Origin of the sequence: Persicitalea sp., assembly GCF_041751555.1 — a bacterium.
GTDB lineage: Bacteria > Bacteroidota > Bacteroidia > Cytophagales > Spirosomataceae > Persicitalea.
Window position 1 is genome coordinate 1 of sequence record NZ_JBGSXF010000244.1, and the last position, 12,427, is coordinate 12,427.

At 51.2% G+C, this 12,427-nt stretch carries 7 protein-coding genes; all 7 read right to left on the reverse strand.

The genetic code is table 11. The annotated features are described in order from the left end of the window. Positions 1-218: 218 nt before the first annotated feature. Positions 219-1,697, reverse strand: a complete 1,479-nt coding sequence (locus tag ACEW8P_RS08730) for a RagB/SusD family nutrient uptake outer membrane protein (RefSeq protein ID WP_373512702.1) — start codon at positions 1,695-1,697, stop codon at positions 219-221. Between the two features lie 96 nt (positions 1,698-1,793). Next, positions 1,794-5,210, reverse strand: coding sequence for a TonB-dependent receptor (locus tag ACEW8P_RS08735; RefSeq protein WP_373512703.1), 3,417 nt, complete (start codon positions 5,208-5,210; stop codon positions 1,794-1,796). Between the two features lie 83 nt (positions 5,211-5,293). Continuing rightward, positions 5,294-6,427, reverse strand: a complete 1,134-nt coding sequence (locus tag ACEW8P_RS08740) for a FecR family protein (protein ID WP_373512704.1) — start codon at positions 6,425-6,427, stop codon at positions 5,294-5,296. A 41-nt stretch (positions 6,428-6,468) separates the two neighbouring features. Then, positions 6,469-7,065: an RNA polymerase sigma factor gene (locus ACEW8P_RS08745; RefSeq protein WP_373512705.1), complete on the reverse strand. Its 597-nt coding sequence runs from the start codon at positions 7,063-7,065 to the stop codon at positions 6,469-6,471. A gap of 178 nt (positions 7,066-7,243) precedes the next feature. Continuing rightward, on the reverse strand, positions 7,244-9,172 hold the full coding sequence (locus ACEW8P_RS08750) for a heparinase II/III family protein (protein ID WP_373512706.1): 1,929 nt from the start codon (positions 9,170-9,172) through the stop codon (positions 7,244-7,246). A 93-nt stretch (positions 9,173-9,265) separates the two neighbouring features. Further along, complete coding sequence (locus ACEW8P_RS08755) at positions 9,266-11,194, reverse strand: heparinase II/III family protein (protein ID WP_373512707.1); 1,929 nt, start codon at positions 11,192-11,194, stop codon at positions 9,266-9,268. A 33-nt stretch (positions 11,195-11,227) separates the two neighbouring features. Beyond that, positions 11,228-12,427 (reverse strand): heparinase II/III family protein (locus tag ACEW8P_RS08760; protein WP_373512708.1); only part of this gene is annotated, 1,200 nt, incomplete at its 5' end.

The window sequence follows — 12,427 nt, forward strand, 5'->3', positions numbered from 1 at the left end:
AGGTTGGGCGTCCGCACATTGGGATCTCCGGCATAGCCCGTAGCCTGCGCCCGCCACTGATCCACGAGAATGTACACGATGTTGGGCTTCTTGTCGGCTTTGTTTGCCGGAAGCGGTGTAAATTCGCACAAGAGAAAAATCGTGCAAACCAGAAGAATACTTTTACAAAATTTCATGTAAATAGAATACATTATTTTACTCACTCATTCAAAATTAGATCAATATCCCGGATTCTGCTGCAACTTATTGACCAAAACTTCATTCGCTGGAATAGGTGCCAGCAATTTATTGGGCGTGATGGTGTATGCGCCGTCAAAAAGGAAAGGTTTTAGCGCGACCTCCCGCTTACCGTGGGCAGACATGACCTCAATAGCCTTCCCCGTACGCTTCAAATCGTACCAGCGATGATTTTCAAAGCAAAGCTCGACCTGACGCTCTTTGGCTATAAGATCTTGCAGCGCCAATTTGCTGGTAGCGGTGATTGGCGTGGTCAGTTTAGCGCGGTTTCGTACTTGCTGTACAAAAGGGATAGCCTCGCCCGTTTTACCCTGTTCGTTCAGGACTTCGGCCATCAGCAGCAGCACATCCGAGTAACGCAGAATGGGAAAATTGTCACCCGCGCGGTTGTCGGGGGCCGCGATGGGCGGCTTGTACTTATTAGGGTAAGGAATGGGCCGCACCTGATTGTCCCAGTCGAGACCCGTCCAGTAGCCGATCGAAACGGGCTTGCGGGCGTCGCCCGGCTCGAAGGCGTTGATCAGGTCGTCGGTCGGTTGGTTCCAGCCCGCATTTACGATGTTGATATTGGGCCGGAGCGTCACGGCACCGCCCGAAGTATGAGGGGCAAAGAGGAAAATAAACTGGTTGGCTACTTCACCACTAGCCTCAGAATACTGCATGGCAAAGATCGTTTCCTTGTAATCTTTCTGGGCAGGATTGAAAACGTCGGCATAGTTGGCCAATAGCTGGTACTTACCCGAGTTGATGACCGCCGACAAGGCCTGTTGTGCTTCGGGGTACTTTTTCAACGTAAGCTGGACTTTGCCCAACATTCCTTGCGCCGCCCACTCGTTGGCGCGTCCGGTTTCGGCTACGTCGCGCGCCTTGGCGAAGCGGGCAATTGACTCGGTCAGGTCTTTTACGATTTGGGCATAGATTTGCTCTTCAGTAGATCGTTTGATCCCAACAGCTTCCTGGGAGGTCACGGGCGTGGTCACCAATGGTACTCCGCCAAACTGGCGTACGAGATTGAAATAGTACACTGCGCGCAGGAACAGCGCTTCCCCGGCAGAACGGTCTCTCAAAGATTCTTTGGAAAAGACGACGCCCTCCCGTCCCAGTTCGCTCAGCAGTTTATTGCATCGAGTTATACCGTTGTACGATTGATCCCAAAATGCCTCGTAGGCCACGTTGTCCGACCCCAATATAAATTGGTCGATCACGCCCCGTGATGCTTCGCCAGTACGGATGTTGTTCTGCTTGCTGCCATTGTCCGAAATCAGTTCGGCCAGCACCCAGTGTTGGTTTTTTTCGTAGTTGCGCATTGGCACGTAACAGCCATTGGCCAGCAGGACGAACTCGGTTTCAGTTTGGTAAAAATTTCCCTCGTTCAGCGAGTCTTGGGGGAATATTTCCAGGAATTTATCCGAGCAGGAGGTCAGTGCCAATAGCGTCAGGATGGAAAGTATTTTTTTCATGTTGATTTGTTTATTCGTTGATTTGAGTATTCGCAAGTTGCTGAGAGATAATGTTCACTCATTCACTGGTACGCCAGCCCGGTCACTCATTCAAAATTAAAACGTCACGCTCACCCCCATCGACGCGGTCCGCGAAAGCGGATAAGACGATATATCGAACCCTGGGGAGAGCGTGTTATTGATGTTGCGTGACTGCGCCTCGGGGTTGGCTCCTTCGTAATTGGTAAACATGGCCAGGTTCTGGATTGTGGCGTATATCCGGGCGCTACGAATAAAGCCCGTTTTGCGCATCAATTCATCGGGTAATGAGTAGCCAATATTGACGTTGGCAATGCGCAGAAACGAGGCATCTTCCACCCAAATCGAGTTGACGCGGTGCCCCCAGCTCGGTGCTAGCTTCGGCACGCCGGAAAGAATACCATTACCGGGACTTTCGGTACTCCTCCACCGATCTACCCACACCTCGCGGACATTAAAGAAGCCCTGCAAGTTGTCGATCGACTGGCGCAAACCGTTCATGACTTGTCCACCTTGCTGCCCGCTGATAATAACGCCCAGCGTAAACCGCTTGAAGGAAAAGTTATTGGAGAGCCCGAAGGTAAAATTAGGCTGTGGGTTGCCGATAATGGCGTAATCCAGCACGTCACTGACAATACCATCGCCATTTGTATCGCGATACTTGGGATTACCCTCGTACACCTGCGGGGTCTTGATAAGGTTGGGATTTTCAATATCCTCCTTAGTGTACACACCGTCGTTGATGAATCCGTAGAACTGCCCGATGGGCTTGCCTACCACGCTGATGTGCGTAGGATTGCCGTCGTTGTTGCCCGATAGGATACGATCACTGTTGTCGTTGAGCGACAGCACTATATTACGGTTGAAGGCGATGTTGGCGTTTACATCCCAGCGAAAGGCTCCAGAAATTGGACTGCCACCAAGCGAAAGTTCCAGACCACTGTTGCGCACATTGCCTTTGTTCACGATCTGTGAGTTAAAACCCGTAATGGCGGGAATGACGTCGTTGAGCAGCATGTTGCGGCTTTTGCGATTATAGTAATCGACCGTCAGGAGTAAATTGCTTTTGAATAGCTCTATGTCCACGCCTACGTCTATCTGGCTGGATTCTTCCCAAGTCAGGAAAGGATTAGCCAGACCAACGAAAGAAGCTGTTACCAGATTATTGGCAAATACGTACGAACCCGCGTTGATGGCGGCAAGGTGCGAGTAGTTACCGATGTTGTTGTTGCCACTCGTGCCGTAGCTGGCCCGCAGTTTCAACGAACTGATCATTTTGTTATCCTTCAAAAAATTCTCTTCGGACACCCGCCATGCTCCGGCTATGGAGGGGAATGTGGCGTAGCGATTATTGGCTCCAAAGCGTGACGAACCATCAGAGCGGATGGTGGCGGTCAGCAAGTACTTGTCTTTAAAGCCGTAATTGATGCGGCCCAGGTACGAAATGATGCTCCACTCGTTGATGTTTTGATCCCAGTTGCTGATTGTTTGGGCGGCGTTGATGGTTTGAATCAGGTCATTGGCGTACGGACTGGCCTGGATGTTGAGACTATTGCTCGTACTTTTTTGAGCTGTGTAGCCCGCCAGTGCGTTGATGCGGTGGTTACCAAAGGCTTTGTTATAGGTCAGGGTGTTCTCGATCAGCCAGTTGAAGGTTTCGCCCCGGTTGTCGGTGGCCTGGCCCGTTCCCGCCACGGGAGGGCGATTGGAACCGCCGATGGTACTTGGAATGTACTGCGAAAACTTGGAAGTCGACCAAATGGTGTTGAGCGAAGTCCGGGCGACTAAGTCGGGGATGATGCGCCATTCGACGAAGGCCGAACCCAGGTTTTGAAATTGATCCTGCGTCTGGGTGGTTTCGCGCAGCACAAACAGCGGGTTGGCAAAGCTCCAGGCTGAGTGGTACTTGCTCTGCGGCGAACGCACATAAGCCAGTAAATTCCCGTTTTCGTCGTAAGGCGACACCACCGGATTGGCCCAGTTAGCGACACCGATTACGTCCTCGCGGTTGGCGTTGGTGTTTGAGCGGTTTTGCTTGATAAAAGTTGGCTGAATCGTCGCCCCGACGGTCACGGCGTTGCCCAGGCCCGTTTCCATGCTTAGTTTGCCACTGTACCTTTCAACGCCTGTGTACTGCAACACGCCATCTTGCTTGAAATAACCCAAACTAAAATCTACGCGGGAATCTTCCGATCCTTTCTGCACACTCACATTGTAATCGTGAATGGCGGCATCGCGCAACAGCAGGTCATACCAGTCGGTACCTTTGCCTTGTAGCTTGTCCAGGTCGCGGTATTCTACAGGGTAGTCATTCAGTGTGGACGCCCGTTTCTCGGCCCGGAATACGGCAATGTCGATCTTGTTGCGCTGGTATTCGGCAAAGTCCCGCTGCCCCATGAGCTGAGGACGTCCCTTTTGGGGTACGGTCTGTACGCCCGTCATGGCCGACATCGTTACCGAAGTTTTGTTGAATGCGCCCTTTTTGGTGGTGATTATGATAACACCATTTGCCCCCCGTGAGCCGTAAATGGCGGTGGAAGAAGCATCTTTCAGAATATTGATAGATTCAATATCATTGGGATTGATGAGCAGAAGTGGGTTTAGGTTTTGGTTCAATCCCGCCGAGTAGGGCATTCCGTCTACGACGTAAAGTGGCTCGTTACCCGCGCCCAGAGAGCCACTGCCCCGTATCCTAACCGAAGTACCTCCGCCGGGTGAACCAGACGGCTGCGTGATTTGCACGCCCGCCACCTGACCGATCATCTTCTGATCGAGCGTGGCCACGGGTAGGTCTCTAATTACTTCCTGGTTGATCGTCGCTACCGCACCCGTCACGTCTTTGGCCTTTTGGGTACCGTAACCGACGACCACCACTTCGTTCAGCGCCTTATTCTCAGGCTGCATATTTATTTGCAGATTGGTCTGACTGCCCAGCGCAATCTCCTGGCTGGCGTAACCCACAAAACTAAAAACCAAAGTAGTAGGTTCGTCGGGCGTATCGAGTTCAAACTGCCCGTCGGTGTTGGTAGTTGTGCCGCGCGTGGTGCCTTTGATGACTACACTCACACCGGGCAGACCGCCGCCCGTTTCATCGCGCACGGTGCCTCGCACCAATTGCTTTGGTGCGATGACTGGAATACTAAACAGAGAGGAGGATGCTTTTTCGAGTGTAGCAGGTTTGGCCGAAAGAATGATCTTGCGCCCAACCAATTCAAAATTTATCTGAAGCGGCCTCAATAAATTTTCCAACACTTCGCCTAGCGTGGCGTCCGTTTTCTGAATAGAAACGCGCTGGGAAGAACTAATGACCTGCGAGCTGTACACGAAGCGAACTTCTGTCGATTTCTCGATCTCGCTCAACACTTGCTTGATTTCTTTATTCTCAGCTCGTAAAGTTAGGCGGCGATTGAGGTACTCCTGCGCGTCGGAAGTATGCGCGTACGAGACGCCCATTAACAAAAACAACAGCAAACTTTGCGCAAAAGAAAATTTCATCAATCTAACCCAGTGTTGTCGGGTAGTTAGTGTTTTCATATAAGTTGGATATAGGTTAAAGGTTTAAAAATCTGATTTCTACGTTATCGGCACCCTCTGCCGCTCACCACGATCTGCCCGTCCACAATTTCGTAGGTAGCAGCTCCCGTTTTACACAGGATGTCCAGCTGCTCATAAAGTGTTTCGGTAGTAAATGTGGCGGTGATGCGGCAGTTCCGCAGACTAGGCTCGTCGAATTGAATGGCAATTCCGTAGCGTCGTTCCAGTTCTGCCAGAATGGTCGGCAGCGGCGTTTCGTCGTAGCGGAAATCTGGGTTATGGCTGATGGCTTTATCTTCTACCACGATGGGATTGGCCACCAGCGTTTTGGACAAATGACGAAGGTCTTTTTCAAAAATAGCCGCCTGATTGGCCGTCAGGATCAGCCCGTTGACCTCGCGGCTACCGGATACCCGGCCGGGTTCGGCCCGGGAAACGGAAACTTTACCCGAAACAACCTGCACCGAAAATTTCTTATCGGCGGCAAAAGCCCGCACTACGAATTGGGTTCCCAGTACCTTAGTAACCATTTCTCCCGTAACCACCAGAAATGGCCGCTCCTGGCGTTCGACCGAAAAACTTGCTTCGCCCGTGAGATAGACGATGCGGGCCGAGTCGGCGAATTGCGCGGGATAACTCAGGCGACTGTTGGGGCTAAGTATTACTTCGGAGTCGTCGCCCAGCCGCAACCGTAACGGTTCCGAAGTCGGATTACTTGTTTCGACCAGCAGGTTGGCAGATTCTCTTTCAGTCGAGGTAGTTTCCGGGCTGATCGGCAAATCATTTGAGAAGTACCAGGCCATTCCCAAGGCGAGCAAAACAATCGCAGCGGTGAGATATCTGAGCATTGGCCATCGTGTCGATCTGCCTTCGCTTTTTTGTTGAAGTGCAAACTCTCGTACGTCGTTTTTCTCCGAGGCGCTATCTGCGTTGGCTAGAAAGCGTTGCACTTCCTGGCGAATTTCCCTTTCGGTTAAATTTTCCTCAACCGGACTTCTTCGCGACGGAGAACCGGCCCGGATTACCCGCTCAGCCTCTTGCATTGCCCTTTTTTTATCAGGATTTTTTTGCAGGAAATTTGGCCAGAACGACTCCTCTTGGCTGCGGCCCTGTACCCAATCACGGAAACTCTCGTCCCGGATAAAGTCCTCAGCGGTATAGTGTTCGTAATTTTTCATGTCTTTCTCAAAGGTTCGTTGACAGCATGATACAGCCTTGTTTAGATTATACCCTGCCAACCAGCCAATCCCAGCACGACTGCCACCCAATGCCTGCGCAGACTTCCCAATGATTTTTGCAGGAGATTATAGACAGATTGCCGCCCAAGCTGCATCACTTCGGCGATTTGCTCGAAACTCAGATTCTGATGAAATCGTAAATAAATGAGTTCTTTCTGCCTTGGAGAAAGCTGATTCATCACCTGCTCAAGCTTGCGAAGTTGATAGACTTCGTGCTCCTCCTCGATCAGTCGGAGGTCTGCCGAAAACTCCACCGAGAAGGTGTAATCTTCACTGAGGCGGGTGTGGAGTTTGTTTTCTTTTTTAGAAAGCTCACGCAACATTCGGCTTTTCAGCACGACCAGCAAGTAAAACTTTACGTTTTCCACCGGAGCGATGGTTTCCTGCACTTTCCAGAGGCTGAGGAATATTTCCTGAATGCAGTCCTTGACAAACTCACGCTCGTTGTGCAGCCGCATCCCCCAATTGAACAGGTCGGGATAGAACCTCTCCATGAGCGTTGCCAGCGCGTCGATGTCACCCGCCCGGAACTCCCGCCAAAACCGCTGTGCCTCTTCCGTAGATAGCTGTCCGCTCATTCGCTAATGCTTTTGGAGGTATGAGCAGGTTTGGAGGAAAAGCTAACCTAAGATTTGAAGTATTTTTTAAAAAAGTAGAAGAAATTGAGGGATATACCTGTGTGACACTTTGTACATTATGGAACGAGCTGACTAGTAGTCGCCCTGTTGACGGGTCAACCATTGTTAGCACACATGCTTACTTCGTTATCACGAACTGCACCTTATCCTTGGCCTTCAAGTCCTTGCTCGCCAGTAGGATGCGCTGCACGGGGCGATTATCCCATTTGGTTTTGAAACTGCGGTATTCCATGCCTTCGGTGGAGGGCAGGTCTTTGCTAGCCGTCCATTTTTTGGGATCATAGCGTAGCGTGACCGACTGACCGTTGGGGGTGGTCAGGAGAATCCGGCCATCCGCTTGCAGGTTCACATCGCTCACGGTCATGAATACCTGTTGCAATGAGGTAGGTCGCTCTTTCAAGACATAATCATCCATGATCTCGACCTGATTTTTGGCGCGGTTGAGCGACACTTTGCGGTTCCAGGTAGTTATTCCTGCCTTGGCCGGATAAGCGGGGGCAATATTCATCATGAGGGAAGCTGCCACTTTGTCGATGTTACTGCTAACTTGCACCGCTTCAAACTTGCGGCCATTTTCCTGACCCAAACCGTTGATAATGGGTAGATTGTGGTAGTTCGACTGAGTGAACCAAAGCTCGTAGCGTTGCGCTGAAAAAGTTCGGGCGGTGTAGTTGCCGCGCCCGGCGTCGATGATGACGGGTTCGCCATTGAGATACAGCAAGAAATCGCCCACGTCATTGTGGTTGTGGCTCTCGGCGTTGTGACCACCGTGCGTGGCGAGCGTGAAGCCCGATTCTTTATCGCGTGCGGTCATTACCTGAATGTCCGACATCCAGGCGTCGGGTACTTTGTCATAAGCTTTCGCCGGGCGTTCAATAATCTTGACCGTCAGCAGATTTTCGACCAACCGGAAGCGGTGAAAGCCCGTCAGTTTAGCAGATGTTTCGGGAAAGGCTCCGAAGGCCCAGCGGCCCATTTCCACCATACGATCATCTTTAATTGCCTGACCAAAGCGGTTGAGGAGCAGACCATCGGGTATCAATTTGGGATCGGCGTCGGCGAAGTTGACGAAGTAGTAGCTGTCGATGTGTACTTTATAAAAGTACGCTCCCATGTTTTTGATGAGCTGATTTTCGTAGATATTCACCTTGCCTTTGGTTGCCTCGTCCAGCATTTCCAGGCAGTCGTACACACTTGCCCCAGCGGCGGTCCAGTAGCTCGGGCCCTCGTCGCAGCCACCGTCATCGCCCAGGCCATTGAGGTAGATGTCGAGTCCCAGCATGGATTTACGGATCATCTCAGCGCGACGATTTTCGTCCTTTTCCAGCATCAGGGTAGTTGCTATCCAGTTGGACATAATCCACGGGTTCCAGTTGTTGACCTTATGATCGGGATTATTCCAGCTATAATCATTGCCGTGGTCGAGCATCGGGAACAGGAAGCGGACGTTGGATTCGTGGTAAATTCGCTTGCGCACCAACGGATTGATTTCGTCCAGTTTGTCGCCCACAAAGTAATCGGCAAAAGCCAGTGCTGTTGCGGTTTCGGCGGTAAACAAATCGACGACGGGATTCTCTACGTCCGGCAGTCCGGTACCTCGGATGTGGGCCGGTACGCCCCAATAACTTTCTTCACAAATCGACCACACGCCGTTGAGGATGGCTTCTGTAAAACGCCCTTTGTTCTCGATGCTCTCGGCTACGGCCAGTTCCAAAAGTTTGTTGCGCTTGTCAAACGAGATGGCGGAATGCTCCTCACGGTCGCCCGAGCGGACATAATTCATGGAAATAGTTGCTGAAATGGGTTTGAACTCGTAGTCGAGATTTTCTTCCCCGGCTTTGATTATGCTTTGTAAGATGGAATCCGGCACTGCGGCTTTCCACCCGGCAGGAGTTCTGGGGTAGGGCTGCCACTGTGCCTGCGATACGAGCGACTGTTTTATGGCAGCCATGGAGTATTTCTCAGCCAGAATATTTCGGGGAGTGACTTGCGCAAAAACCTTTCCAAAACAGAAAGTCAGCGCGCAAATTAGGAGTAGCTTTTTCATATTTAATAACATCTATCGGGTTTTAGGTACTTTGTAAACCCCAGTTATTTCTTCTGGTGCTGCGGCTGGGTTTACGGTTTGAGATTTTGGTGATTATCGCTTTTCTATCAAAAAATTATAGTTATCCTTTTGTTTCAGTTCTTTGTTGGTGAGTAGAATACGTTGCACGCGGCGTCCATCCCATTTGGTTTTGAAACTACTGTATTCCATGCCCTCGTTGGATGGAAAGTCGCTCGCGGCACTCCATTTTCTGGCGTCATAACGTATGACAAACTTCTGGCTTTTCGGGGTAGTGATCCTAATCTCACCAGCTGTCCCCAAATCCACATCGGCGATGGTAATAAAGGCCTGTTGCAAAGATTCAGGTTTAGCTTTCAAAGTGTAGGCATCGTTAATCTCCACCTTGTGACTGTTGCGATTGAGGGCTACCGAACGCTTCCAGTTAATGAGCCCTGTCTCTGTGGGGTAGGCAGCTGCAATATTCATCGAGAGTTGAGCGGATTGATCGTTAATAATACTTTTCGCATCCGTCGCTCCGTACGATCGTCCGGGGCTCTGTCCCCGGCCATTGATGATCGGCAAATTATGGTAGTTCGACTGCGTGAACCAAAGTTCGTAACGTTGGGGGGAAAAAGTTCTGGCGGTGTAGTTGCCACGCCCGGCGTCAATAATGATGGGTTCACCGTTGGAGTAAAGCAGAAAATCACCTACATCATTGTGATTATGACTTTCAGCGTTGTGGCCGCCGTGCGTGGCCAGGAAAAGTCCGGTATTGTCCCGCGCCGTCATCACCTCAATGTCCTCAAACCAGGCATCAGGTACTTTGCCGTAGCTGTCTATTGGTTCACCAATTTTATTTAGCGTCAGCATATTTTCCAGGCGACGGGGACGGCGGTGGCCGGCCAGGTCCAGCTCTTCGTTGGGGTACTTTCCAAAGGCCCATTTTCCCATCGCAATCATTTTGTCGTCGCTCAGTGCTTTGCCAAAACGGTACAAAAACAATCCTTCGGGAACGCGGGTAGGGTCGGCGTCGGCGAAGTTGACGAAGTAATCGCCGTCGATATGGACTTTGTAGATGTAGGCGCCCATTTTCTGGACGAGCGGATGGTCGTAGATCTGCACTTTGCCATTGGTAGCGCTACCCAATAGTTCGAGACAGTCGTACACGCTGCCGCCGGCGGCAAACCAATAGCCCGGTCCTTCGTCACAGCCCCCGTCTTCGCCAAGTCCGTTTAAGTAAAGGTCAAGGCCGAGCATAGCCTCATGGATCATCTCGGCGCGGCGGGTTTGGTTTTTTTCCAGCGTGAGCGTCATCGAAATCCAGTTAGAAATAATCCAGGGATTCCAATTATTCACGGGTCGGGTTTTGCTCATCCAGCTATACTCGTCGGTATAGTTGAGCATGGGGATAAAGATGCGTTGGTTGGTTTCGTGGTAGATTCGCTTTCGTATCAGAGGGTTGATTTCGTCCAGCTTATCACCTACAAAATAGTCTACGAGTCCCATCAGAGCGGCCGTTTCGGCGCTCACCAAGTCAACTACCGGATGTTCAACGTCGGGCAGACCGGTGCCCCGGATATGCGCCGGGACGCCCCAATAACTTTCCTCACAGATTGACCACACGCCATTTAGGATGGCTTCGGTAAATCGACCTTTATTCTCGATACTTTCGGCCAAAGTCAACGCAAACAAGGCGTCACGTTTTGGATAAGCAACCCCACGGTGCCGTTCACGGTCGCCCGAACGGACGAAATCCAGTGAGACGGTCGCCGTTACGGACGGAAATTCAGAATTGAGGTATTTTTCGGCGGTTTGTATGATGTTCCGCAACATGGAGTCCGGAACAGCCGCTCGCCATACGTCGGGCGTTGTAGGGTATGGGCGATACTGATCCTGATCTTTAAGTACCTGCTTAACTTCTGCCAAAGAGTATTTTTTCGCCAGAATGTTTCGTGGGGTTATCTGGCCAATGGCTTCCACCAGGAAAGAGAAACAGAAAATAAAAATGAAATATTTTTTCATCAGGCAGGAAATCGTGAATGAGAAAAAGTGGTGTCAAGGTTTCCATTGATCCAGCGGCTTTTTAAAATCCCTGACCTTACCTATGACTTTCTGGGGTAGTAGGCTCACTTGCAATACCTGCGACTGCCCGGCGGGTACTTCGTACTCGAAGCCTACCAGCATTGTGCCTTCGTTAGGTGCGTCGTAGTCGGTTGTCGGGGCGCTGCTCCATGTCTGAAGCCTGGCGTTGGCGGGGCTATCTACGCGCAGGGTGAGCTGTTTACCATCCTTTGACAAAATAGCCGTATTATCATTACTGATTTTTACACCCTCGGGGGCCAGCATCACCCAGCGTACGGTAGCTTTGTTGCCGGAAGCCCTCACTTCATCCCTTACGACTACGTAGGAATCATCCACAATACCTATGCCCCGGCGGGCGGCGGCAAGTTGTCCTTTGTAAAGATCCGTTATATTCGCTATTCCGTACTTCAGCGCGTCACTCTCGCCCGAAGCATCTATTTTGGCATAGCCATTGACACGCTGTAGTTGGTCGTTGACGGTAAGCGTATTATGGATAAAATTATTGTAGCGTTTGATAGTCCAGCGTTGAGCGTCCTGTTCTTTCCCCCAGATATCCATCCCCAGCTTTTCGAGCGAATGGTAGTTCTGGCTGCCCAGATCAATGGCCCACCGCACGCCGTCGGCGTCCATTACGAATGAACCAATGTCCATGTGCGCGTGGGGGGCCGAAGGCGAACCGGCCTTAAGACCCACAAAAATGGCATCGGGCTCGGTCCAGGAACTCCGCATCAGGGTCACGGGGCTTTTCCCCTGTCCGGCCCAAACCTTTTTTGAAGGTGGCGTGATTTTGTCGAACTCTACCCCCGCACCGAGGAGCATCAATAATGGGAATACGCGATTGTCGGCGGAGCGCGAAATATCGGCTTGCTGCAAATAAGATTTTTCAATCCACAGAAGCGACGGGTCATTACTTTTTTTTGCGAAATAAAACACGGCCGGACTCAATTTTCCGTCGCCGCCACCTGCGTCACTATAATTGAACGGATAACCGGAGGTGCCTATCATGTTCTCGTAGTACTTGGCTGTGTCCATAAAGCCCGGACGATTGGAGAGACCGTAGTCGGTGCCGAATGCTTTTTCAAGGGCCGTAAGAAACAGGACATTAAAGGTAGTGCCGTAGTTCCAGTAGCCGTAACCCTCGGGGTAAGCACCATTTGGAGCGTAGTCCTCCAT

Coding starts and splice junctions, on each gene's coding strand:
- ACEW8P_RS08730 (WP_373512702.1), bottom strand. CDS start 1,697: ATGAAAAAAATACTTTCCATCCTGACGCTATTGGCACTGACCTCCTGC.
- ACEW8P_RS08735 (WP_373512703.1), bottom strand. CDS start 5,210: ATGAAATTTTCTTTTGCGCAAAGTTTGCTGTTGTTTTTGTTAATGGGC.
- ACEW8P_RS08740 (WP_373512704.1), bottom strand. CDS start 6,427: ATGAAAAATTACGAACACTATACCGCTGAGGACTTTATCCGGGACGAG.
- ACEW8P_RS08745 (WP_373512705.1), bottom strand. CDS start 7,065: ATGAGCGGACAGCTATCTACGGAAGAGGCACAGCGGTTTTGGCGGGAG.
- ACEW8P_RS08750 (WP_373512706.1), bottom strand. CDS start 9,172: ATGAAAAAGCTACTCCTAATTTGCGCGCTGACTTTCTGTTTTGGAAAG.
- ACEW8P_RS08755 (WP_373512707.1), bottom strand. CDS start 11,194: ATGAAAAAATATTTCATTTTTATTTTCTGTTTCTCTTTCCTGGTGGAA.